This window comes from Devosia rhizoryzae (assembly GCF_016698665.1).
GTDB classification, from domain to species: domain Bacteria; phylum Pseudomonadota; class Alphaproteobacteria; order Rhizobiales; family Devosiaceae; genus Devosia; species Devosia rhizoryzae.
This window is the reverse complement of sequence record NZ_CP068046.1, coordinates 3,012,273-3,037,326: the sequence shown is the minus strand read 5'-3', so window position 1 is coordinate 3,037,326 and position 25,054 is coordinate 3,012,273. Positions and strand designations below refer to the sequence as shown.

Annotated in this window: 18 protein-coding genes and 1 pseudogene; 16 read left to right on the top strand and 3 right to left on the bottom strand. The window is 62.5% G+C overall.

Going from position 1 to position 25,054, the window contains the following annotated elements; genetic code table 11:
• Positions 1-78 precede the first annotated feature (78 nt).
• Positions 79-1,956 carry a hypothetical protein gene (locus JI748_RS14835; RefSeq protein ID WP_201632354.1) on the top strand — a complete coding sequence of 626 codons (1,878 nt, stop codon included), beginning with the start codon at positions 79-81 and terminating at the stop codon, positions 1,954-1,956.
• Positions 1,957-2,007: 51 nt separating this feature from the next.
• Here the strand turns inward: JI748_RS14835 and JI748_RS17520 are convergent, their stop codons facing one another.
• Complete coding sequence (locus JI748_RS17520) at positions 2,008-2,136, bottom strand: hypothetical protein (protein ID WP_267911596.1); 129 nt, start codon at positions 2,134-2,136, stop codon at positions 2,008-2,010.
• Between the two features lie 108 nt (positions 2,137-2,244).
• Here JI748_RS17520 and JI748_RS14830 point away from each other — a divergent pair, with 108 nt between their 5' ends.
• The 4 genes and pseudogenes from JI748_RS14830 to JI748_RS14815 all read left to right on the top strand — a co-directional run bounded on the left by JI748_RS14830 (position 2,245) and on the right by JI748_RS14815 (position 6,545).
• Positions 2,245-4,503, top strand: a complete 2,259-nt coding sequence (locus JI748_RS14830; protein ID WP_201632351.1) for a UvrD-helicase domain-containing protein — start codon at positions 2,245-2,247, stop codon at positions 4,501-4,503.
• Positions 4,504-4,770: 267 nt separating this feature from the next.
• Positions 4,771-5,397: pseudogene (locus JI748_RS14825) on the top strand (ATP-binding protein); the annotation flags it as partial.
• Positions 5,394-5,846, top strand: a complete 453-nt coding sequence (locus JI748_RS14820; protein WP_201632346.1) for an NUDIX domain-containing protein — start codon at positions 5,394-5,396, stop codon at positions 5,844-5,846. The pseudogene JI748_RS14825 and the gene JI748_RS14820, both read left to right, overlap by 4 nt.
• A gap of 57 nt (positions 5,847-5,903) precedes the next feature.
• Positions 5,904-6,545 carry a DUF1294 domain-containing protein gene (locus tag JI748_RS14815; protein ID WP_201632343.1) on the top strand — a complete coding sequence of 214 codons (642 nt, stop codon included), beginning with the start codon at positions 5,904-5,906 and terminating at the stop codon, positions 6,543-6,545.
• A gap of 50 nt (positions 6,546-6,595) precedes the next feature.
• Here the strand turns inward: JI748_RS14815 and JI748_RS14810 are convergent, their stop codons facing one another.
• Positions 6,596-7,300, bottom strand: a complete 705-nt coding sequence (locus JI748_RS14810; RefSeq protein ID WP_201632340.1) for a helix-turn-helix transcriptional regulator — start codon at positions 7,298-7,300, stop codon at positions 6,596-6,598.
• A gap of 41 nt (positions 7,301-7,341) precedes the next feature.
• Positions 7,342-8,352 (bottom strand): aldose epimerase family protein, encoded by a 1,011-nt coding sequence (locus JI748_RS14805; RefSeq protein ID WP_201632337.1) that lies wholly within the window; start codon positions 8,350-8,352, stop codon positions 7,342-7,344.
• Between the two features lie 119 nt (positions 8,353-8,471).
• Between JI748_RS14805 and JI748_RS14800 the strand changes: the two genes are divergently transcribed.
• The 11 genes from JI748_RS14800 (at position 8,472) to JI748_RS14750 (ending at position 24,941) form a co-directional block, all read left to right on the top strand.
• Positions 8,472-9,515, top strand: a complete 1,044-nt coding sequence (locus JI748_RS14800; protein WP_201632334.1) for a LacI family DNA-binding transcriptional regulator — start codon at positions 8,472-8,474, stop codon at positions 9,513-9,515.
• 159 nt (positions 9,516-9,674) lie between these two features.
• Positions 9,675-11,135, top strand: a complete 1,461-nt coding sequence (gene xylB, locus JI748_RS14795; protein ID WP_201632331.1) for a xylulokinase — start codon at positions 9,675-9,677, stop codon at positions 11,133-11,135.
• Positions 11,132-12,439, top strand: coding sequence for a xylose isomerase (xylA, locus tag JI748_RS14790; protein WP_201632328.1), 1,308 nt, complete (start codon positions 11,132-11,134; stop codon positions 12,437-12,439). Before xylB ends, xylA begins: the two co-directional genes overlap by 4 nt.
• A gap of 170 nt (positions 12,440-12,609) precedes the next feature.
• Positions 12,610-14,253, top strand: coding sequence for a glycoside hydrolase family 43 protein (locus tag JI748_RS14785; protein ID WP_201632325.1), 1,644 nt, complete (start codon positions 12,610-12,612; stop codon positions 14,251-14,253).
• 141 nt (positions 14,254-14,394) lie between these two features.
• Positions 14,395-15,216, top strand: a complete 822-nt coding sequence (locus tag JI748_RS14780) for a DUF2189 domain-containing protein (protein WP_201632322.1) — start codon at positions 14,395-14,397, stop codon at positions 15,214-15,216.
• Positions 15,217-15,298: 82 nt separating this feature from the next.
• Positions 15,299-17,998: a DNA mismatch repair protein MutS gene (gene mutS / locus JI748_RS14775; protein ID WP_233280545.1), complete on the top strand. Its 2,700-nt coding sequence runs from the start codon at positions 15,299-15,301 to the stop codon at positions 17,996-17,998.
• Positions 17,979-20,780, top strand: a complete 2,802-nt coding sequence (locus JI748_RS14770; protein WP_201637395.1) for a [protein-PII] uridylyltransferase — start codon at positions 17,979-17,981, stop codon at positions 20,778-20,780. Before mutS ends, JI748_RS14770 begins: the two co-directional genes overlap by 20 nt.
• Before the next feature lie 126 nt (positions 20,781-20,906).
• Positions 20,907-22,469, top strand: a complete 1,563-nt coding sequence (gene murJ / locus JI748_RS14765; RefSeq protein WP_201632319.1) for a murein biosynthesis integral membrane protein MurJ — start codon at positions 20,907-20,909, stop codon at positions 22,467-22,469.
• Between the two features lie 146 nt (positions 22,470-22,615).
• Positions 22,616-23,647, top strand: coding sequence for a tryptophan--tRNA ligase (gene trpS / locus JI748_RS14760; protein WP_201632317.1), 1,032 nt, complete (start codon positions 22,616-22,618; stop codon positions 23,645-23,647).
• Positions 23,648-23,656: 9 nt separating this feature from the next.
• Entirely contained in the window at positions 23,657-24,130 is a 474-nt protein-coding gene (locus tag JI748_RS14755) for a universal stress protein (RefSeq protein ID WP_164533013.1), read from the top strand.
• 244 nt (positions 24,131-24,374) lie between these two features.
• Positions 24,375-24,941, top strand: a complete 567-nt coding sequence (locus JI748_RS14750) for a NifU family protein (protein WP_164533014.1) — start codon at positions 24,375-24,377, stop codon at positions 24,939-24,941.
• Positions 24,942-25,054 lie beyond the last annotated feature (113 nt).

Below are 25,054 nucleotides of genomic sequence, written 5' to 3'. Positions count from 1 at the left end.
AGGCGCCGTCGCCGCTTGCATTCTCGATGTATCCCTCTGATCCTTGACAACAAACAGAATTCTATTAGGGGCTGCTGGATGTTTGGTTTGGGAAAACGATCTGCCGAGAACAAAGAGCAGGGAGAAAAGCTGTTCAAGCTCGGCATGAAGGCTGCTGTCGAGTTCAGATCGAACGAGGCTATCAACTATTATTCTCAGTCGATCGCTGCCAGTCCCAACCCATCTCCATACATGAACAGAGCCAACCTGCTGGGGAAGCGCGTTCGCCATTACGAGGCCCTGCAGGATCTACTGCAGGCTCAGAAGCTGGACCGCGCGCAGGGCAAGCAGTTCGGCCCTATCCTCGACTTCGAGATCGCCAGAACCAGCGTCATGACGTCGTCCTACACGAATGGGTTGCGTGAGAAGCTGATTGCCGACCTGAAGGAAAAAGGCCCACAGTACGTCGCTCAAAGGTTGCTATCCGTCTCCTTTAACATCCCTGAAATTCGATGGGACTATGGGGTCGTCGCCGAGCCCATGATCGAATTCCACTTCTTCAACGAGCTGGACAACATCATTAAGTTCGATGACCTCGCCCTATATCCAGAGGTAGCGGAGTTCGCCGAGATGTATCCGGCGAAATTCATAGATCTCAAGCTGGAGCAGTGCCCTGATCTGGATGCTTATCAGCAGCAGGAAGTGGTTCTGCACGGTTTTCTATGCTCGTACCCGCAGGATCAGATGGTCCGCTTGCGCCGGTCGATGCTCTATCAGATCCACGAGCAGCTACTGACGAGAGACTTCGGCGCGCTGCACATGTCCCTGACCTCGGAATGCAACGGGATCATCAAGGAGGCCGAGGAGTTCATCTCACCTGGCAGTCATAAGGCTCTCGAGCTTCCACCTCTCATCGGCGGTTTCGATGCCAGCGATCTGCTCACCGAGGACGGCAAGTTCGACCTTCTGCTCGATCAAATCACGCAGCATCTCATGAAGGTCATCGCCAAGGAGAACCACGTCTACCGGTATATCATGGAGGAGGCGGACCTGCTCGCAAAGGGCAGCGACTTCGACAAGAGTATCCTGGCGGCCACTGGGATAACCCCGATCGAGTACCAGGGCGAGAGCGACAAGTTCGACGAGTACAGCGACTCCAGACCCGGGGCGGATTATCTCAATGGAGATATCATCCCCGATTTCGAAGCGCTGATCGGAAATGCCGACAAAGTACGAGGGCTTCTACTTGCGAAGATCTATGGGGCTCATGAGAAGGCGATGTGCCGTCTCCGTCTCAAGTACGCTCAGCGATACCGAGACGTCTGCATTGCAGAGGGCGATCTTCAATATGCTCAGGAATGGAGCGATGCGATCTCCTCGATCGAGGCGCGCCTTATCGTTCTGGGCGGTTCGACGAAAGCGGCGAAGCAAGACGACCTAGATGAGGTACTCGGATCGCCTCCAGCGGCACCGGCCGTTCATGACCCTGCCTTGACCATCGGTGGCATTTCGATCTCCAAGAAACCAGAAACTGAGGAAGAGCTTCTCCAGTTGGTCCAGCGGGTCGCGCCCGAAATCGCGAAGCGGCTGCCGATGGAGCAGGACTTCTATTGGTTCCTCATCGAACAGTATGACCGCATGCGTGGAAAGTCCGAATATCTGGACGAGTTGCTAGACCATGTGGGTCTTCACCCAATCGAGTACCAGGACATGAGATCGGAAGAGTCCTACGTCGGCAAACCAAACCCCGGCGTTGCTTTCTTCAGAGACGAAGTAGTAGGCCCATTGTCAGGTATGTATGACGAGGATCGGGTGGATTACGTGTCAACGGTGCTCTTCACTGGCTTCTGCCAAGTCTACGCTCCTGGCATTGCCGCGCTGCGCGAGAAATACGCCACGCACTACCATAATAATTGCGTGTCTCAAGGCAGCTTCAATTCAGCAGATCGCTGGGTTGAAGTCCTCGATTCGCTTTAGAGCAGGGGGCAATGCACTTCCTTGGAATGGCTTATCCTCATCGGGATCATCCTATTCGTCGTCGGCAAATTCGGCGGTGATGCCAAGAAGTTTGCGCCTGCACCAAGCCGTGGCCCTGCCATTGCCGATCCGGGTTTCAGCGATCGACTTGCGGAATGGCGTCGCGACATCGCCGGTCAATTGGATACAAACAGATGGGTTCCCAGCGGCTCGGCGTTCTATCTCGCCGAGACATTCCCGCCACCGGCGTGGACAGGATCTTCCTGGTTGAGCCCCCTGGGCAGCACTATGCCCGATGCGCTTGTTCTGGCCGAGATCAACAAGCACAACCAAACCGTTCTCGCCAGGAAACGAATCGAGAAGAAGGCATTCTTCGATACCGTCGAGAAAAACCCGCTGACTGCCGAGCAGGTCCATGCCTGCATCTGCATGGACGACAACGTCATGGTGGTTGCCGCCGCCGGATCGGGAAAGACGTCCACCATGGTGGCGAAGGCCGGCTATGTCCTCGGCGAGGGCCTGGCCGATGCCGACCAGATCCTGATGCTGGCGTTCAATGCCGCCGCGGCCAAGGAGCTGGGAGAGCGCGTCGCGGAGCGGCTGAAGGATGTCCCTGGCATCGAGGGCATCTCATCCCAGACCTTCCACGCCTTCGGACTGACCGTAATCGGTGCTGCAACCGGTCAGAAGCCACGCTTGGCGCCATGGGTCGACCAGGGCGAAGAGGGCCAGGTCATGACCGATATCGCCAAGGAGCTCATCGCCAGCGACAAGGGTTTCGCTCGCGACTGGGACATGTTCCGCACCATTTATGCGCGCGAGATGCGCGGCGGTCGCGATGGATCCGACCCGGACGGCTATAAGGACGGCAAGAGGGGTCTGAACACAGCCAGCGGTGCCGTCGTCAGGAGCGATGAGGAACGTCGCATAGCGGACTGGTTGTTCTTCTGGGGCGTCAAGTTCGAGTACGAACGGAAATACGAGCACGAGACCGCCGACGAACAGCATTCGTCCTACCATCCCGATTTCTTTTATCCCGACCACCACCTCTACCATGAGCATTTCGCCATCGACCGAGATGGTCGGTCTCCCTTCGGCGACACTTATCTGCAGAGCGCCACTTGGAAACGAGCGCTCCACAAGGAGAAGGGCACCGAACTCTTCGAGACCATGTCGCATGAAATGCGCGCTGGCCGACGTGGCGCAACAGGTGAGCGCCTTGTGGAACTGGCGCTGGTGCGTCTCGAGCAGGAACTGGTCAAGCGGGGCCAAGTGCTGGAGTTCGATCCCAACAGGGAGTCGACCGGGTTTCGGGCAACGTCGGGTCAGGCCGTGGTGCGCCTCATCCAGACCTTTCAGAAGCACGTCAAGAACAACGGGCTGACGATGGCCCAACTGCACACCAATATCGAAAGCTCGCCGGGCGATGCCTCTCGCCTGGAGCTGTTCCTCTCCATCTACGAGCGCATGGCCGAGGTCTGGGACAAAAAGCTCCGCGAGGGCAACTACATCGACTTCGAGGACATGTTGACCCAGGCGGCCGAGCACATCGAGCAGGGGCGATACACCAGTCCCTTCACCGTCGTGCTGGCCGACGAGTTCCAGGACAGCTCCAGGGCCCGCGTGCGCATGCTCAAGGCGCTGACCAACCGACCCGGCCGCCGGGCGCATCTCTGCGTCGTCGGCGACGACTGGCAGGGCATCAACCGATTCGCCGGCTCTGATATCGCCGTCATGACCGAATTCGAGAAGCTGTTCGGCAATGCCACCAGCCTCACCCTCGGTACTACCTTCCGGTGCCCGCCCAGGATCACCACGGTCTCGAGCAACTTCATCCAGCGCAATCCCGCCCAAATTCGGAAACAGGTCAGGACCACCAGCACCGCGACCGGAACCCCCATTCGGATATTCGGCTTCAAGGATGTCGATGGCATGCCCGAGCACATCGGCACCGAGATGGCGCAACTGCATCAAGCCGCCGTCGCTGGCGCCAAGAAGACCAAGGTGCTGATCCTGGGACGGTACCGCAGCGATGAGCCCTATATGCTGAGCACCTGGCAGCGGCGCTTCGGCGACCGCCTGGACATTTCCTACAAGACCGTCCACGGATCGAAGGGGCTTGAGGCCGAGCACGTCTTCTTGGTCAACATGATCGGCGGCAACCGCGGTTTTCCCAGCCAGCTCGAGGACGACCCCGTCCTCCAGATTGCCATGCCGGCGCCGGATCCCTTTCCGGTGGCCGAGGAGCGCCGCCTGTTCTACGTGGCATTGACCAGGGCAAGCCGCGACATCCGCATCTACACGACCCTCGACAAGCCTTCGAGCTTCGTCAACGAACTGCAGAAGATGGACAAGATTCCCGTCGAGGCGATCGATGGCGAAGCCGCCATTCCCTGCCCAAAATGCCATCAGGGCGTCATGAAGGTCCGGAACGGCAAATATGGTCCATTCCTCAGCTGCAGCGCCTTCCCCAAGTGCGACCACAAGCAGAAGATCGTAGAGGCCACTTCGCCTGCAAAGACAGCGAATGGCCGTTTCGCCCGCTGATAGCGGCTCAACCGATCGGTCCTTTAGGAGCTCGGCCTCCGATTCGATGCGATAAAGACGGCGGCCTGGTTTCGCAAACGCACGGACAAGAGGTGCAGCACCACCCAATACCTCTAGGTCGACCCAAGCGCCCGTGGTAAGGTTGCGTTAACCACATTTGCGCGGTTCCCCGATGCAGAACTTTGCTTTCTCCAGAGGTACAACTTTGAGTCAGCAAAAATTGGTCAAAATTTTAGCCAATGATTTCAAGAGCTTATGAGGGGTGCGATGCAGAACTTTGGTGTGTTCAGCACCAGCGTGCTCGACAGCCTGCGCCAGCCGCTGGAAAGCGGCGAAACAGTCATTGCGCGCGCCAATGCCCGCGTCTCCTATCCCAGCCGCTTCCAGCTGATCGCAGCGATGAACCCGTGCAAATGCGGCATGGCAGGAACGCCGGGCCACACCTGCAAGCGCGGCGCGGCCTGTTCCGCAGACTACCAGGCGCGTATTTCGGGGCCCTTCCTTGATCGCATCGATATCCGCATCGACGTGCCTGCGGTCTCCGCCACCGACATGATCGTGGCTGGCACTACGCCCGAGCCCTCCGCCACCGTGGCCAGCCGCGTCGCCGCCGCGCGGGAGCGCCAGCGGCAACGCTACGAAGCCGCCGGTCACCCCGATATCCTTACCAACGCTGCGGCCTCGTCCGCCCTGATCGAGCGCATGGTCGAGCCCGATCGGGAAAGCCAGAGCCTGCTGCTCCAGGCCGCCGAACGCTTCAACCTCTCCGCCCGCGCCTATCATCGCGTCCTCAAGGTCGCCCGGACCCTGGCCGATCTCGCGGCCTCCGAAAAAGTCGCCCGCCCCCACATTGCCGAGGCGCTGAGCTATCGCCTCAACTTCGGCTCGGCATGAAGCACCGCATCTCCGCCGGTGTGCTGGCCCTGCGCGACGGCCACATTCTTCTCGTCCGCCACTTTCGGCCGGGCAAGCATGATTTCTGGTCTGGGCCGGGCGGCGGTGTCGAGGGCAGCGAAGAGCTGCATCAGGCGGCCGAGCGTGAGGCCTGGGAGGAAACCGGCATCAGCGTCCGCGCCCATACCCTCGCATATATCGATGAACTCATCGACAACACCGGCCGTATCGTACAGTTCTGGTTTCTTGCCGACTACCTGTCCGGCGAGATCGACACCGGCAACAATCCCGCGACAAATGAAAGCATCGTCGAAGCAGGCTGGTTCGCGCGCGAGGCTTTGCCACAGGGCCATGTCTTTCCCGAAATCCTACGCCAGGGCTTCTGGGCCGATCTTGAGCGTGGCCTTGCAGCGCCCATCAAGCTGCCGCTGCGTCAGTCTATTTTCTAGCCATTTCGCTCAGCACTTTTTAAGCGCACACCCGCTATTTTCGCCTCGGCGAGGGGCATGATGAAGCTAAGCGGCGAACTGGTGCAATGGAATGATGAACGCGGTTTCGGCTTCATCGTCGCAGAAGATAATACCCGATATTTCGTCCACATCTCCGATATCGGTCGCATCGCCAACCGCCCGCGCAAAGGGGATCGCGTCAGTTTCGTTTCGGCCAGGGGCAAGGATGGACGACCGCAGGCACGTTCGGTGAGCATTGCCGGCGCCAATCCGCGCGCCACACGCGAGGTCAACCAACGCGGACTGCCGCCGAAAGCCCAAAGGCTCGATTGGCGCTTCGCTGTGGCTTTCTTGCTGATGACCCTGCTGGCCACCGCGCTGACTTACGACCGCCTGCCCCTCGCGATTGGCCTCGCCTACGCAGTGATGGGTGTTCTCTCCTTCCTCAACTACGCCAGCGACAAGCGCTTCGCGGAAAGCGGCAGCTGGCGTACGGCCGAAAAGCGATTGCACAGTGTCGACCTGTTCTTCGGCATCATCGGCGGCGTGCTCGGCCAAGCAATCTTCCGCCACAAGACACGCAAGGAAAGCTTCGTCGGCGTCACCCTCGTCATCGTTGCAGTGCATCTTGTCGCCCTGCTCGGCTTCACCGCGGGCGTCATCGATCCTAGCGACCTAAACGCAATCCTCGGCCTCTAGCCTGTGGATAACTGTTTCACGTGAATCCGAATTCCTGATTCACGTGAAACCTAAAGCTCGGCCGCCTGCGCCTCATGGCGCCAGCTGTCGCGCCATTCCCGCTCCAGCACCGCACGGCGCTTGCCATAGCGATCTTCGGTGATCACCAGCTGCCCGATGCGGTCGGTCCGGAAACTGCGGAACGCCTGCCGCAACAGGCAGAAGGCGGCAATCGTCTGCTTGCCCTCATAAAAGGCCAGCCCCACCGGCCAGATGATCCGGGTCGTCGAGCGGCCCTGCTCGTCCTCGTAATCGATCCGCACCGCCCGCTCCTGACGCATGGCGCGGCGAATGTCGCCCAAAACCGGAATAGGCCGCTTGCTCCGCCCCCACACCGCCATCGGCCAGAGCGCCGTGTCGCTGATCCGGTCACGCAGATCGTCCGGCGAGGCGGTGGCGATCTTGGCCAAGGCATTGCGCGCCGCAGCGCCAAGATCATCGTCCGGCTGCGTCTCGACCCAGCGTGCGCCCAGCACCAGCGCCTCGAGTTCTTCCGTGCTGAACATCAGCGGCGGCAGGAAAAAACCGGGCTTCAGCATATAGCCGACGCCCGCTTCGCCATCGATCGGCGCGCCCAGCCCGATCAGCGTCTGGATGTCGCGGTAAAGCGTACGCACCGACACTTTCTGCTCTTCGGCAAGCGCGGCCGCGGTGATCGGCCGACGATGGCGCCGGAGGGCGTCCATGATGGAAAAAAGACGCTCTGTCTTGTCCATGCTCCACTCCGGCGTCGCTTGAAATTCCCTCTCCGCGCAGCTCACGCGATCTCGAACTCGCTCCAATGCGAATAGGGACGCTCGGGCGAATAGATGATGTTGGGGAAATGCGGATTGTGCAGCGCATCGCTCAGCATCTGGTCCTCGAGGCAGAAGCCGGACGACTTGCCATAGCGCTTGCCGCCAAGTCCCGGCACCGCAACGTCGGTCCAGACGCCATTATAGACCTGGACTGCCGGACGGTCGCTCCACAGCTTCAAAGTGAGGTCGCCCTCGGGCGATACCACGGTCGCAATCGGTTCGGCCTTGTTGCGGCCGCTGTCGAGCATCATGCCTATATCGTAGTCCACGCCCTGCCCCGTCGCGTCGCGCATGGTGCGCCCTTGGCGCAGGTCATAGATCGTGCCGCGCGAGGGGAGGATTGCGCCGGTCGGGCATAGGTCCGGGCCGACTTCGGTATAGGCCGAGGAGTTCACCTGGATCGTGTGATCGAGCACCGTTTCGGTCGTGCCGAGGTTGAAATACTGGTGCTGCACGACGCTGAGCGGGGTCGGCCGGTCGGTCGTGGCATCGAGCTCGAGCCGCAAGCGGTCTCCCTTGAGCGTATAGGTCGCCGAAAAATTGACGCTCCCCGGAAAGCCCATGGCGCCATGCGGGGAATGGTGGGTAAAGCGCACTGCGTTGTTGGCGCTATCGACCTGCCCGTTCCACACCTGCCGGCCCAAGCCCTCCGGCCCACCATGCAGTGTCAGCGATCCCTCATTGGCAACCAGCTCGTGCTTGACGCCGTCGAGCGTGAAGCTTGCATCCTTGATGCGATTGGCGACGCGCCCGGCAATCGAGCCGAAATGCGGCGAATGCTCGGGATAGGGCTCGAAGGTTTCGAAGCCGAGGACCACGCTGCGCGTTCCGCCGGCCACCGGCACCCGCCAGTCGCGCACCACGACGCCATAGGAGATGATGTCGACCTCGACCCCGGTGTCGCTCACCAGCCGGAACTGATCGACCCGCTGGCCCCGGAACGTGCCGAATTCGGAAACCGTAACAGCCATGTTCTTCCCTCCCAATTGCGGCGTGAGGTCTAGCCCGATCATGCGCCGCTCGCAACGGCGCACTTGACGGTGGGGCGCAACGCCCGCAAGTCTTTGCGAAGGATGGTGAGGGTTCTGGGTTGACCGAAGAAAGCTTAAGGCGCCGGGCCACCGTGCACGATGTTGCGCGAGCCGCCGGCGTATCGCTGGCAACGGTCGACCGGGTGCTCAATGGCCGCCCCGGCGTGCGCGCCGCAACGGCGGAAAAGGTCGAAGACGCCATAAGCAAGCTCGGCTTTTCGCGCGACCTCAATGCGTCGCTGATGGCACGCGCCCGCGATCTCCACGTCATCTTCTTTATCCCCGATGGCTCCAACGAATTCATGGACAGCCTCGCCGCTGCCGTCGACCGCCGCTTCGGCCCTGCCCTCGCCGATCGCATGCATCTCGAAACCCGCCGCATGCGGGCGCTTGATGCCCTGGCCCTCGCCCAAAGCCTCGATGCCCTCGATCCACGCGCCTGCGACTGCGCGGTGATCGTAGCCAGCGAAGAGCCCGAAATCATCGCCGCCGTCGACGCTGCCCATCGCCGCGGCATTGCGGTGATGACCCTGGTCTCGGACCTCCCCGGCTCCGCCCGGCGCAATTTCATCGGCATCGACAATGTCGCAGCCGGCCGCACCGCAGCCTCCCTTCTCGGTCGCTTTCTACCGGGTGGCGGCAAGGTCGCGGTCGTCGCCGGCTCGCTCCACCTGCGCGACCATGCCGAGCGGCTCGAAGGCTTCAAATCGGCGCTCGCCGCCGAATTCGAAAGTGTCGAGATCATCGGCCTGGCCGAAGGACACGACGAGCGCGCCGAAACCGGCGACATCGTCACCAGCCTGCTCGACCAGCACCCGGATCTTGCCGGCCTCTACAATCTCGGTGCCGGCAATGCCGGTCTCGTCGAAGCGCTGGAGCGCTCCGGGCGCACAGGCCATCTTCGCGTCATCGCGCACGAATTGACCGCCCCAACGCGCGGCGGCCTCCGCAGTGGCGCCATCGATGTCGTGCTGGATCAAAACCCCGATGGCGAAATTCGCGAGGCTATCAGCGCCGCCCGCGCCCTGGCCCTCGGCACCAGCCGCAGCACCGAAACAAACCCCATTGAAATTGGGATTTTCCTGCGCGACAATCTGCGTTAATGAGGAGCGGCCCATTAGGGCAGAACAGTCCGGTGGACTGTTCTGAGCTGCGAACGCCCTGAGCGTCGCGATGGGCCAGCCATGCGAAAAGCGGCGCGGCCAAAAGGCCGAGGGAGGATGATCGATGTTTGTGTTGAAGGTTCTTGAGGTACGTGCCTCATGACATTTCTCGGCATTGATATCGGCACGTCCGGCGTCAAGGCGCTGCTGATCGACGAGGCAGGCAAGCCCATCGGCGACGCCTCCGCCCCTGCCGTCGAGCCCGTTCGCCCGCATCCCGGCTGGTCCGAACAGAACCCGCAGGACTGGTGGACCGCCACGCTCGGCGCCATCGACGCGCTCAAGGCCAAGCATCCGGCAGAACTCGCTGCCGTCAAGGGTATCGGCCTTTCCGGCCACATGCATGGCGCAACGCTGCTCGGCGACAACGACCAGGTCTTGCGCCCGGCTATTTTGTGGAACGACGGACGCTCCGCCGCCGAATGCCTCGAAATGGAAGCGGAACTCCCCAGCCTGCGCGACCTCGCTGGCAACATCGCAATGCCCGGCTTCACCGCGCCAAAAATCGCCTGGGTCCGCAAGCACGAGCCCGACATCTACCGCCAGCTCAAGCGTGTCCTGCTCCCCAAGGCCTATGTGCGCCTGCTGCTGAGCGGCGAGGCCGTCGAAGACATGTCGGATGCTGCCGGCACGCTCTGGCTCGATGTGGCGAAGCGCGACTGGTCCGACGAGCTACTTGGGGTCACCGGGCTTACCCGGGCCCACATGCCGCGCCTCGTGGAAGGCTCCGCCATTGCCGCCGAGCTCAAGCCCGAACTCGCCGCGCGCTGGGGCATGGGCAAGGTCGTGATTGCAGGCGGTGCCGGCGACAATGCCGCGGCCGCTTGCGGCATCGGCGCCATTCGCCCCGGCGAAGGCTTTGTGTCGCTGGGCACCTCCGGCGTGCTGTTTGTCTCCAACGACCGCTTCAGCCCCAATACCGAAGGCGCCGTCCACGCTTTCTGCCACGCCATCCCCAATACCTGGCACCAGATGGGCGTCATCCTCTCTGCGACCGATTCGCTGAATTGGCTGAGCCGCATCACCGGCAAGAAGCAGGCCGAGCTTTCGGCCGAGGCCGAGGCGCAGTTCAAGGGCCCGGGCGAGACCATCTTCCTGCCCTACCTTTCGGGTGAACGCACGCCGCATAACAATGCCGGCGCGCGCGGCTCCTTTACCGGCCTCAGCCAATCGACCGAAACCGCGCAGCTGGCCCAGGCCGTCATGGAAGGCGTGACCTTTGCCATGCGCGATTGCCAGCGCGTGCTTGCCGATGCCGGCACCAGGATCGATCGCCTCCTGGCCGTCGGCGGCGGATCGAAATCCGCCCTGTGGCTCAAAATGCTGGCCACCAATCTCGACATGGAAATCGCCCTTCCCGAGGACGGCGATTTCGGCGGTGCGCTGGGCGCGGCGCGGCTCGGCCTTTGTGCCGCAACCGGCGCCGATCCGGCCGAGGTCATGACCATGCCGCCCATCAAGACCACCATTGCGCCCGACCGATCCCTGTCGGCCGCCTATTCCGATCAATATGCGCGCTACCGCGCACTCTACCCCGCCATCGAGGAGGCACGTTCGTGAGCGATTTTTTCAAGGGCCTGGAACAGGTCAAGTTCGAAGGCACGTCCAGCAAGAATGCGCTGGCCTACCGCCACTACAACAAGGACGAACTGGTCGCCGGCAAGCGCATGGAAGACCATATTCGCCCCGCCATCGCCTATTGGCACACGCTGGCGCAGGAAGGCGGCGACCCGTTCGGCGGCCGTACCTTCGATCGTCCCTGGTTCGACAAGGGTCTTGAAGGCGCCAAGCTTAAGGCCGAAGTGGCCTTCGAATTCTTCAACTTGATCGACGTGCCCTTCTTTGCCTTCCACGACGTCGACGTGGCGCCCGAAGGCGAAACGCTGGCAGAGAGCAACAAGAACCTCCGCGTCATCGGCGACATCATTGCGCAAAAGATGCAGGAAACCGGCAAGAAGCTCCTCTGGGGCACGGCCAACCTATTCAGCAACCGCCGCTACATGGCCGGTGCCGCGACCAATCCCGATCCGGCCGTCTTTGCCTATGCCGCCGGCCAGGTGAAGACCGTACTCGAGCTGACCCATGAACTGGGCGGCGAAAACTACGTGCTGTGGGGCGGCCGCGAAGGCTACGAAACCCTGCTCAACACCAAGATCGGCCAGGAACAGGACCAGATGGCCCGTTTCCTGACGCTGGTGATCGAGCATGCCGAAAAAATCGGCTTCACCGGCCAGATCCTGATCGAGCCCAAGCCGCAGGAACCCTCCAAGCACCAGTACGATTTCGACGTCGCCACGGTCTACGGCTTCCTGCAGAAGTACGGTCTCGAAAAGAAGGTAAAGTGCAATATCGAAGTCGGCCACGCCTTCCTTGCCGGCCATAGCTTCGAGCACGAACTCGCCGTCGCCTCGTTGCTGGGCCAGCTCGGCTCGGTCGACGCCAACCGCAATGACCTCCAGTCCGGCTGGGATACCGACCACTTCCCCAACAATGCGGGCGAAATGGCCCTGGCCTTCTACTACATTTTGAAGCAAGGCGGCCTCGGCAAGGGCGGCTTCAACTTCGACGCCAAGGTGCGCCGCCAGTCGCTCGATCCCGCCGACCTGCTGCATGGCCACATCCTCGGCCTCGACACGCTGGCCCGCGGCCTCAAGGGCGCTGCCGCGCTGATCGAAGACGGCGAATTCGATAAGCTCCTCGATGACCGCTACGCCGGCTGGAAGTCCGGCATCGGCGCCGACATCCTGGGCGGCAAGCTGAGCTTGGCGGACATCGCAGCCCGCGTAGAATCCGACGGGATCAATCCCCAGCCCAAGTCCGGTCGCCAGGAATATCTCGAAAACCTGGTTAATCGGTACGTCTAACAAGCATTGAGCCGCTCTTCCCTTCTCCCCTTGCGGGAGAAGGTGTCGGCGTAGCCGACGGATGAGGGGTGGCGATTTCTCCACGAGCGCTGAGCGTGTGGAGACTACCCCTCACCCGCCCTTCGGGCACCCTCTCCCGCAAGGGGAGAGGGCGATGGAGCCCAACGCTCATGCCACAAATCACCAACCCCATCCTCCCCGGTTTCAACCCGGACCCCTCCATCCTCCGCGTCGGCGACGATTATTACATCGCCACCTCGACCTTCGAATGGTTTCCCGGCGTCCAGATCCATCACTCCAAGGATCTCGCCAACTGGGACCTCGTCACCCGTCCGCTGACCCGCAAGACGCAGCTCGACATGCGCGGCGATCCGGATAGCTGCGGCGTCTGGGCGCCAGACCTCACCCATGACGGCGAGCGCTTCTGGCTGGTCTATACCGACGTCAAGCGCAAGGACGGCTCGTTCAAGGACGCGCACAACTACATCGTCTGGGCCGAAAATATCGAAGGCCCCTGGTCGGACCCGATCTACACCAATTCCTCGGGCTTCGACCCATCGCTGTTCCATGACGACGACGGCCGCAAATGGTTCGTCAACATGACCTGGGACCACCGCGTCCGCCCGCTGCTGTTCTCGGGCATCGTCATCCAGGAATTCGATCCCGAGGCCTGCAAACTCGTCGGCCCGATCACCAATATCTACAAGGGCACCGACCTCAAGCTGGTCGAAGGCCCGCATATCTATAAGCGTAACGGCTGGTATTACCTCCTCACCGCCGAAGGCGGCACGGCCTATGACCATGCCTGCACCTTTGCCCGCTCGCGCACCCTCGACGGGCAATACGAGACCCATCCCGACAAGCATATTTTGACCAGCAAGGACGCGCCGCTCGCCGCCATCCAGCGCGCCGGCCATGGCGACCTCGTCGAAACGCCGGACGGCAAGACCTATCTCGTCCATCTGGGCGGCCGCCCGACCACGCAGGAACGTCGCTGCGTCCTTGGTCGCGAAACTTCGATCCAGGAAGCCTATTGGGCCGACGACGATTGGCTTTACGTCAAGAACGGCCCGGTCCCGTCCCTTCATGTCGAGGTGCCCGGCACCCGCGACGACGCTCCCTACTGGGCCGAGCAGCGCTACACCTTCGAAAATGGCCTGCACAAGGACTTCCAGTGGCTGCGCACGCCGGAAACCGAACGAATTTTTTCGACCGATGGCGGCAAACTACGTTTGTTTGGCCGTGAATCCATTGGTTCCTGGTTCGAACAGGCGCTGGTTGCTCGCCGCCAGACCCACTTTTCCTACGACGCCGAGACTGTGGTCGATTTCAAGGCGACCGACGAGCGCACCATGGCGGGTCTTACCGCCTATTACAGCCGCTACAATTTCTTCTACCTCGCGGTGACCGCCCATGCCGATGGCCAGCGCGAACTCCTCCTGATGTCTTCGGAAATGAGCTGGCCCGACGGCAAGCTCAAATTCCCCGCCGCTCCGGTGCATATCCCCAATGAGGGCAAGGTCAAGCTGGCCTTGACCATTCGCGGCCGGGCCCTCCAGTTCTTCTATGCCCTTGAAGGGCAGGAGCTGCAGCCGATCGGCCCGGTCTTCGACGCCTCGATCCTTTCGGACGAATGCGGCGGCCACCAGGCCCATGGCAGCTTCACCGGCGCCTTTGTCGGCGTCGCCGCCCACGACCTCAACGGCACCGCAAGCCCCGCCGATTTCGACTACTTCATCTATCGCCCGCAGCACGACGCAAGCGATCGCTACGAAGTCGAAGAACTGGTCGCCGGCCGCGGCTACTCCGCCTGATCACGATTTCTCGCGCCGGGGGCGACAATCCCCGGCTCGAGGCGTAGGCTTTTTCCTTGTAGCGGTCGCAGGTTCTGCGTCACGTGCCACAATCGGCGCCACGCCGGGTCTTGCGGCCTCCTTACCCGAGGAGAGACCTTTATGGCCCGAATGCATATCATGGCCGGTGTCGGCGATAAGCTCGACATGCCGGCGATCCGCACCATTTCCACCAACGACCTCAGCGACGTTCTGCGCCGTGGCGCCGCCGACTTCTGGGCCAAGCCCAGCCACTACATTCTGCTGATCCTGATCTACCCGATCATCGGCATCGTGCTGACGGTGTGGATGGAAGGTTTTCACACCTGGCCGCTGCTGTATCCTCTGGTGGGTGGCTTTGCCCTCCTGGGCCCCATCGCCGCCCTCCCGCTTTATGAAATCTCGCGCCGGCGCGAGATGGGGGAGGACACGAGCTGGAGCGAGGCACTGAGCGTCTTCCGCTCCCCGGCCATCGGCTCCATTCTTGCCGTCGGCGCCATGCTTTTGGTCCTGTTCACCCTCTGGCTTACCGGCGCCCAGGCGCTCTACGAGTCGCTCTTCGGCGCCTCCACCCCCCGTACGCTAACCGGTCTTCTCACCCAGGTGACGTCCGAACCCGGTGGCCTGACGCTCCTAGCCGCCGGCTCGGCGCTGGGCGCCCTCTTCGCCCTTGTCGTGCTCTGCACCACCGTCATCGCCTTCCCGCTGCTGCTCGATCGCGACGTGGGCGCTTATGTCGCCATCGAGACCTCGATGCGGGCCGTGATGCACAACCCCGTGCCCATGCTCGCCTGGGGCCTGATCGTCGGTGCCGGCCTCTTCCTTGGCTCGCTGCCGCTCTTTGTCGGCCTCGCCGTGGTTCTCCCGATCTTCGGCCACGCCACCTGGCATCTCTACCGCAAACTGGTCGAACCGGCATCGGTGATCCGCACGGCCAGCAACTAGCGGGGCAAAGCTTGGCCCAGGCGGTTGTTTTTTTAATCGAAGGTCATAAGGTCTCGGCTTTCCGCCGGGACCTTTCTGCTTGATGGATCAGACGCCGATCGATACCGCCCAGCCGCAGGGCCTGACGCCGATGATGGCGCAGTATTTCGAGATCAAGGCGGTCAATCCCGGCTACCTGCTGTTTTATCGCATGGGCGATTTCTACGAGCTCTTCTTTGAAGACGCCGAGGTCGCAAGCGCTGCCCTGGGTATCGTTCTCACCAAGCGCGGCACCCATCTGGGCCAGCCGATCGGCATGTGCGGCGTGCCGATCCACGCCGCCAACGACTACCTCAACAAGCTGATCAAACTCGGCCACCGCGTCGCCATCTGCGAGCAGATGGAAGACCCCGCCGAAGCCAAGAAGCGCGGCTCCAAGTCCGTCGTCAAACGCGACGTCGTCCGGCTGGTCACCCCCGGCACCCTGACCGAGGACGACCATCTCGATGCGCGGTCGTCCAATTACCTTGCAGCACTCTCCATGGTGCGCCACGGCGAGACCGATTTTGCCCTCGCCTGGGCCGATATTTCCACCGGCGAGACCTTTGTCGCCGACCTCACTGCCGCCGAACTCGCCGACGAAATGGCCCGCATCGACCCGGCCGAACTGTTGCTCACCGACGCGACGCGCGCTCTGTTGACCGAGCGGCATCTTTATCCGCCCGCCTGGTTGCCCATCGCGACCATCATCGAGACGGTGGATAGCGAAGTCGCCATGCCCCTCCTGCGGCAGGCCTTTGCCGCGGACCTCTTTGATCCGACCTCGCTGTCGCGCGCCAGCCGGGCGGCGCTCGGGGCGCTGGTCGGTTATGTCGGCGAGTCGCAAAAAGGCCGTCGCGCCCCTTTGCGCCCCCCGGTTACCGAGGCGACCGGCACGACGATGGCGATCGACGCGGCAACGCGCTCCTCGCTTGAAATTCTCCAGACCCAGCGCGGTCAATCCAAGGGCTCGCTGCGCCACGCCATCGACCTGACGGTCACCGCTCCCGGCGCCCGCCTTCTTGCCAGCCGCCTCGCCGCGCCCCTGCGCGACAGCAAGGCCATTAATCGCCGGCTCGATGCCGTGTCGCGGCTCGTCGATGATACGCTGCTGCGCGCCCGGCTTCGCACCGACCTCAAGGCCGCTCCCGACCTTGCGCGTGCTCTTTCCCGGCTGGCGCTAGAACGCGGTGGGCCCCGCGATCTCGCCTGTGCCGGCGAGGCGATCGCGGCTGCGCTCGATCTGGCCGAGCAACTTGGGCGCCAGCCGGACCTGCCCGAAAACCTCCAAAAGCTCACCGCGACCCTTGCCGCGGCGCCGCGCGACCTCGCTACCGAGCTTGCCGCGGCGCTCGACGACGACCTCCCGCTCCTTTCCCGTGATGGTGGCTTCGTCCGCCCGGCCTATGACGGGCGCCTCGACGAAGAACGCGCGCTGGGCTCGGAAACCCGCGCCGTCGTCGCCGCCCTCCAGGCGCGGCTGATGGACGAAACCGATATGCGATCGCTCAAGATCAAGCATAACGGCGTCCTCGGCTTCTTCGTCGAGGTGCCCGCCGCCCATGGCGCCAAGCTCCTTGAAGCGCCCTTCCGCGAAACCTTCATCCATCGCCAGACGCTTGCCAATTGCATGCGCTTCACCACCACCGAACTGGCCGAGCTTGAAGGGCGCATCGCCCAGGCCCACGGCGCCGCGCTCGACATAGAACTTTCGATCTTCACCCGCCTGCGCGAAGCGGTCCTGGCGCAAACGCTCGGGCTGCAGGCCCTCGCCGATGCCCTCGCCGAACTCGACGTCACCGCAGCCCTTGCCGAAGTCTCCGCCACCCGCGCCTATTGCCGCCCCCAGGTCGATGACAGCCTCGCCTTCGCGATTATGGGCGGCCGTCACCCCGTGGTCGAGCTCATGGTCAAGACCGAAGGCCAAAGCTTTGTCGCCAACCACGCCGATCTTTCCGGCAGCGAAGGGGAAGGCGGTGGATCGCTCTGGCTCGTCACCGGCCCCAATATGGGCGGTAAATCCACCTTCCTGCGCCAGAACGCCCTGATCGCCATCCTCGCGCAAATGGGTTGCTACGTCCCCGCCGAAAGCGCCCATATCGGCGTCGTCGATCGCCTCTTTTCCCGCGTCGGCGCTTCCGATGACATCGCCCATGGCCGCTCGACCTTCATGGTCGAAATGGTCGAAACCGCCGCAATTCTGAACCGTGCGACGCGTCGCAGCTTGGTTGTCCTGGACGAAATCGGCCGCGGCACCGCGACCTTTGATGGCCTCTCCATCGCCTGGGCCGCCGTCGAAGCTCTGCACGAGACCACGGGCTGCCGCGCCCTCTTTGCCACGCACTTCCATGAGCTCACGAGCCTCGCCAAAACGCTGAGCCGGGTTTCCAATGTCACCATGAAGGTGCGCGAATGGGAGGGCGAGGTCGTCTTCCTCCACGAAGTCGGCCCCGGCGCCGCCGATCGCTCCTATGGCATCCAGGTGGCGCGGCTCGCCGGCCTCCCCGATCCGGTCATCGCCCGGGCTAAACAAGTTCTTGATGTGCTCGAGCAGCGCTCGGTCGGCACGGCGTCTTCCAAGGACAAGGCCAGCGTGCTAGACGATCTCCCGCTCTTTGCCCATCGGCCCGCCCCCGCCGAAAAGGCTAAGGACGTTGTTCACGAAGCGCTGGATACAATCCGGCCGGATGAGATGACCCCGCGTGAGGCCATTGAGGCGCTTTACCACTTGAAGAAAATCCGTGATGACGCTCGCCGAAACTGAGGCACGGCCCAAAAAGCCGCAGTTCGCGCTCAAGACCGCAGATCAGATCATTGCCGAGCTCGATGCCCTTGTGGGCGAGGGTTCGGCCAGGGACACCTCTGCCCGCCAGGCTGTCCTCGCCCATTTCCGCGAAACGCTGACCGCGGCGCGCCAGAATGCCGAGGCCGAGCTTTTGGCAACCGGCAAGGGCACCCGCTGCGCGCAAAACCTTTCCGCCGCGCAGGACGAAATCATCACCGCCATTCATCGCTTTGCGACGACGCGGGTCTATCCGGTGACCAACCCCTCCGGCGCCGAAGCCATCGCGCTTTCGGCCGTCGGCGGCTATGGAAGAGGCACCCTCGCGCCGGGCTCCGACATCGATCTCCTCTTCATCCTGCCCTATAAGCAGACGCCGTGGGGCGAGCAGGTCACCGAGTATATTCTGTATATGCTGTGGGATCTTGGCCAGAAGGTCGGCCATGCCGTCCGTTCGGTCGATGAATGTATTCGCATGGCCCGTGCCGACATGACGGTGCGCACGGCGACGCTGGAAGCCCGCTTCCTCACCGGCGACCGCACGCTCTTCGACCAGCTGGTGCATCGCTTCGAAACCGAGATCATGCCCAAGACCGGCCCCGAATTCATCGCCGCCAAGATGGCCGAGCGCGATGAGCGGCACCGGCAGATGGGCAATACCCGCTATGTGGTCGAACCCAATATCAAAGACGGCAAGGGCGGTCTGCGCGACCTCAACACGCTGTTCTGGATTGGCAAATACTTCTACCAGGTCAAAACTTCGCAGGAGCTGGTCGGCAAGGGCGTGCTCAATCCGGGCGAGTACAAGCTCTTTTCACGCGCCGAAGACTTTCTCTGGGCCGTGCGCTGCCACCTCCACTACATCACCGGCCGCGCCGACGAAAAACTGACCTTCGACGTCCAACCCGAACTCGCCTCGCGCATGGGCTATGCCCAGCGCCTCGGCATGCTCGGCGTCGAGCGCTTCATGAAGCGCTATTTCCTGGTCGCCAAGGATGTCGGCGACCTCACCCGCATCATCTGCGCCAGTCTCGAATTCCACCACGCCAAGGACATGGATCTGGTCGGCCGCGTGCTCGCTCCGTTCCGGTCCGGCAAAAGCAGGATCAAGGGCGAGACCGCCTTTATCGTCGACACCGGAAGGCTCAATCTTGCGACCCCTGATGTCTTCGAGCGCGACCCGGTCAACATCATCCGCGCCTTCCTGGTCGCTGGTCGCGAGGAACTGCTGTTCCATCCCGACGCTATCAAGGTCATCCGCGACTCGCTGCGCCTGATCGACAACCACTTGCAGAACGATCCCAAGGCCAACGAGCATTTCCTCGCCATCCTCACGAGCCCTCTCTCGGTCGAGCGCATCCTGCGGCAGATGAACGAGAGCGGCGTGCTCGGCAAGTTCGTGCCCGATTTCGGCAAGATCGTCGCACTGATGCAGTTCAACATGTACCACCACTATACGGTGGACGAGCATTTGATCCGCTCGGTCGGCGTCATGGCCGATATTGCCAATGGCGGCATGCGCCAGGAACTGCCGCTGACCCATGAATTGCTGCCTCAGCTCAACGATACGCGGCTGCTTTATGTGGCGCTCTTCCTCCACGACATCGCCAAGGGCCGTCCGGAGGATCACTCCATTGCCGGCGCCCGCATTGCCCGCAAGCTCTGTCCGCGCTTTGGCCTCTCCGCCGCCGAAACCGACACCGTCGCCTGGTTGATCGAATATCACCTGCTGATGTCCGAAATCGCCCAAGCCCGCGACATCCAGGACCCCGAAACCGCCATCGCTTTTGCCGATGTGGTGCAATCGCCGCAACGCCTGGCGCTGCTGATGATCCTCACCGCCTGCGATATTCGCGCCGTCGGTCCCGGCGTCTGGACCGGCTGGAAGGGCTCACTGCTGCGCGCCCTCTACTACGCCACCGAGCCATTGCTCTCCGGCGGCCACTCGCAGGTCAGCCAGTCCGATCGCGTGGAGCAGGCACGCCGGGCGCTCGCCGCCACGCTCACCACCTGGGCGCCGGACGCCATCGAGACCTATATCGCCCGCCACTACGACCATTATTGGCTGCGCGCCGAACCGGAACTGCAAACCGAGCATGCGCGCCTGATCCGCCAGGCGGACTCGACGGCGCAGGCCTTTGCCGGCTCTATCCGCGTCAAGGCCTTCGAGGGCATTACCGAGGTCAGCTTCTACGTCCCCGACCACCCGCGGCTCCTGTCGCTGATTGCTGGCGCCTGCACCATGCAGGATGCTTCCATCATCGGCGCGCAGATCTTTTCGACCCGCGACGGCTACGCCATCGACACTTTCCGCCTCCGTCGCTCCTTCACCTCCGATGAAGACGAAAAGGTCCGCGCCACCCGCATCATCGATACGGTCAAGCAATTGCTGCAAGGCAAGCGCTCCGTGCTGATCGACCTTGGCAAGGAATCGCGCCACAACCGCCGCCTGAAACCCTTCGCCCTGCCGGCGCAGGTCTCGGTGTCCAACGCCATCTCGGAAAAGTTCACCGTCATCGAGGTCTCGGGCCTCGACCGTATCGGCCTTCTCTACGCCCTCACCCGCGAAATCTCAGACCTCAGCCTCACCATTGGCTCCGCCCATATCGGCACCTATGGCGAAAAGGCCGTCGACGTTTTCTACGTCACCGACCTCACCGGCCAGAAGATTCACGTGAAACAGCGTCAACGCAAAATTCACGACGCGCTGATGGGGGTTTTCGAGCGCAGGCCGGTCGAGGAGAAGCGGGTGGCGAATGGGTGAAAGCCCCTACCCCACCTCCCCCGTTAGTCGGGGGAGGAGCCGCATCTCGCTTTGGGCTATTGCTTCGAGCAACCACCGGCCCGCTCCTCCCCCGCCTGACGGGGGAGGTTGGGTGGGGGTCTTTCCTTGAGCCTCTTCCGCAACTTCCTCTCCGTCGGCTCCCTAACCCTGGTTTCCCGAGTCGCCGGCTTTGCCCGTGACGCCCTGATGGCGGCCGTGCTCGGCACCGGCCCTGCCGCCGACGCCTTTTTTGCCGCTTTCCGTTTCCCCAACCTCTTCCGCCGCCTTTTCGCAGAAGGCGCCTTCAACACCGCTTTCGTGCCGATGTTCTCCGGTGCGTTGGAGCAACAGGGCGAGGACGGGGCGAAGCTCCTTGCCGCCCGCGTCATGAGCTGGCTCGTCGCCATGCTGATCGTCGTCACCATCGTCGTCGAAATTTTCATGCCGCAGATCATGGTGGCCTTCGTCCCCGGCTTCGTCGACGATCAGCAAAAGTTCGACCTCACCGTGCTGCTGACGCGGATCATGTTCCCCTATCTCGCCTGCATGTCGCTGATGGCGGCTTATGGCGCGATCCTCAACACGCTCGGGCGCTTCTTTGCCGCTGCCTTCGCGCCGGTGCTGCTCAACATCGTCAACATCGCGGTCATGATCCCGCTCGCCACCTTCTGGATCATGAGCCCAGCCGACGCGACGATCTGGGTGGCGATCGCCACCATGGCCGGTGGCGTCGCCCAGCTCTGGCTGGTCTGGTCGGCAATCGATCGCGCCGGGTTCCGCCCACGCTTTCAGCTGCCGCGTTTCGATCCCGAAGTGCGCCGCTTCTGGGTTCTTGCCATTCCGGCAATCCTTGCCGGCGGCATCACACAGATCAACATTTTCGTTGGCACAATCATCGCCTCTGGCGCCGATAACGCTATCTCCGTACTGTCGTATGCGGATCGTCTCTATCAGCTGCCGCTGGGCATTATCGGCATCGCCATCGGCACCGTCCTGCTCCCCGAACTCAGCCGCCATCTCAAGGGCGGCCGCGAAGCCGAGGCCCGCGCCTCGCAGGACCAGTCCCTCTTCGTCTCCATGCTCCTCACCATGCCGGCGGCCGTCGCCCTGATCGCCCTGGCCGAACCCATCGTCCGCGTCCTCTTCGAACGCGGCCAGTTCGACGCCATCGCCACGGTACAAACGGCGCAGGCGCTGGTCGCCTTCTCCACCGGCCTCCCCGCCTATGTGCTGATCCGCGTTCTGCAACCAGGCTTTTTCGCCCGCGAAGACACGATTACGCCGACGCTTTTTGCCGGCGTCAGCGTCGTGGTCAACATCGCCATTTCCGTCTGGCTGTTCCCCACCCTGATCCATGTCGGCATTGCCATTGCGACCGCTGCCTCAGCCTGGGTCAACGTCGCCCTGCTGGCCATTACCCTGGCTCTGCGCGGGCATTTCCGCCTCACGCGGCATCAGTGGCTCGCGCAACTCGCCATCGTCCTCATCAGCCTGATCATGGGCTTCGCGCTCTGGATCCTTGCCGATCGCGGCGCCCACTACCTCGTCGCGGGCGTGCCGCTCTGGCAGCAGCTCGGCGTCCTTTCCGTGATCATGCTCTTTGGCTTCGTCACCTATTTCACCCTCGCCCACATCTCCGGCACCCAACGCCTCGGCATGCTGTTCCGCAGGCTGCTGCGGTCAAAGTAGGCACCCAATTTACCCACCCACCGGGTGTCACCCCGGCCTTGAGCCGGGGCCCATCTTGAGATCTCAGGATGGATCCCGGCTCAAGGCCGGGATGACATCGCGTGTGATCAGAGATAGATGTCCCACACTAACACTTCGGGTTTCTCATGACTTTCACACCCCGCGTCTTTTCCGGCATCAAGCCTTCGGGCGATCTGCACCTGGGCAATTACCTCGGCGCCATTCGCCGCTTCGTGCCGCTACAGGACACGCATGAGACCATCTATTGCGTGGTCGACATGCATGCGATCACCGTCTGGCAGGATCCGGAAGATCTGAAGCGCTGGACCTACGAGATCGCCGCCGCTTACATTGCCGCGGGCGTCGATCCGAAAAAATCCATCATCTTCAACCAGAGCCAGGTGGTCGAACACGCCGAGCTGAGCTGGATTTTCAACTGCGTCGCCCGCATGGGCTGGATGGCGCGCATGACCCAGTTCAAGGACAAGGCCGGCGAAAACAGCGAACAGGTGTCGCTGGGCCTCTTTGCTTACCCCTCGCTGATGGCCGCCGACATCCTGCTGTACAAGGCCACGGCCGTGCCGGTGGGCGAAGACCAGCGCCAGCATCTCGAGCTGACGCGCGACATCGCCAAGAAATTCAATCACGACTTCAAAAAGCAGATCAAGGCGCTGAGCGGCGAAGACGAGTTCTTCCCCATCACCGAAACGCTGGCCACCGGTCCCGCCATGCGTGTCAAGTCGCTCAAGGACGGCGGGAAGAAAATGAGCAAGTCGGAAAGCTCGGACCTTGCCACGATCTTCATGATGGACGATGCCGACGCCATCGCAAAAAAGATCAAGCGCGCCACCTCCGATGCCGAGCCCCTGCCCTCCGAAGCCGCTGGCCTCGAAAACCGTCCGGAAGCGGAAAACCTCGTCGGCATCTATGCGGCCTTGTCGAACCAGAATGTCGACCAGGTGCTGGCCGAATTTGGAGGGCAAGGCTGGGGCAAGTTCAAGCCGGCTTTGGCCGATCTTGCCGTCGCTTCGCTTTCGCCCATTGCCGATGAAATGAAGCGGCTCGTCGCCGATCGCGGCGAAATGGACCGTATCCTGCGCGATGGTGCCGATCGCGCCCGCGCCATCGCCCAGCCGATCATGGCCGACGTGCGCAACATCGTCGGCTTCGTGCGCTAGGAGATGTCGATGGTGTCCGAAGCCGAATATCGCCGCAAGTTCCTCGTCCTCATCGACGAGACCGAGGAATGCGACCGCGCCCTGACCTTTGCCGCCTACCGCACCAAGCGCACCGGGGGCACCGTCGTTCTGATGACCGTGATCCCTGCGCCTGAATTTATCGGCTTGGGCGTCGAAGACGTTTTGCGCGCCGAAGCGGTCGAGGAAGCCGAACGCAATCTCGATGCCCGGCTCGCCCGCATGCGCGATATCGGCGGCATCCGCACCGAAACCGTGGTGCGCGAGGGCAATGGCCCGGAAGAGATCGAAGCGGTGATCGCCCGCGACAACGACATCGCCATTCTCGTCCTCGCCGCGTCCAAGTCGCCCGATGGTCCGGGACCCATGGTCACCCACTTCGCCGCCCGCGCCAATGTGCTTCCGATCCCGCTCACCATCGTGCCCGGGCACATGTCGGACGAGGACGTCATCGCTATCTGCTGACTGCAACCTGACTGCACCAGAACCCTCATGGTGAGGTGCGAAGCGTCAGCGTAGCCTCGAACCACGAGGTTGAGCGAGTGGCGGCTTGGGTGCCACGCCCACGTCCTTCGAGGCTGCGCTGACGCTCCGCACCTCAGGATGAGGGCTACTGCGGTCGCTGTTTTTGCTCGGCTACCATGCAAACCGCCCCTTGCATCTTGAGTGCAAAACTCTATTTTAGAAGCATTCTAACGCGGAAAGTCCCATGTTCATTCAGACCGAAGCCACGCCGAACCCGGCAACGCTGAAATTTTTGCCAGGCCGCGACGTACTGCCGGGCGAGCCGCGTGACTTCCGCACCCCCGAAGCCGCCGCCACCTCGCCTCTTGCCATGGGCCTCTTCGCCATCTCCGGCGTCGAAGGCGTTTTCCTCGGCTCCGACTTCATTTCGGTGACCAAGGACGAGACCAACTGGGCCCATATCAAGCCGGCGATTCTCGGCGTCATCATGGACCATTTCCTCTCCGGCAAGCCCGTCGTCCTCGACGACAGCGCGCCGCTAGTCGACTTCAGCGAAGTCGATGAGTTCTTTGAAGACGACGACAAGGAAATGGTTGAAGTCATCAAGGAATTGCTGGCGACCCGGGTCCGTCCGGCGGTTGCCATGGACGGCGGCGACATTATCTTCAAGGGTTTCAAGGAAGGTACCGTCTTCCTTCACATGCAGGGCGCCTGCTCCGGCTGCCCATCCTCGACTGCAACGCTCAAGAACGGTATCGAAAACCTTCTCCGCCACTTCGTGCCGGGCGTGGAAGCGGTCCAGCAGGTTTGAACGCGGCCGCAGGCAAAACAGGCCCAGTGGGCCTGTTTTGGCGGGCAAAGCCATGAAAGCTATGCTTGAATGGCGGGTGGCCTTCCAATAAGCAGCAAGCCCAAGGGCCCGAT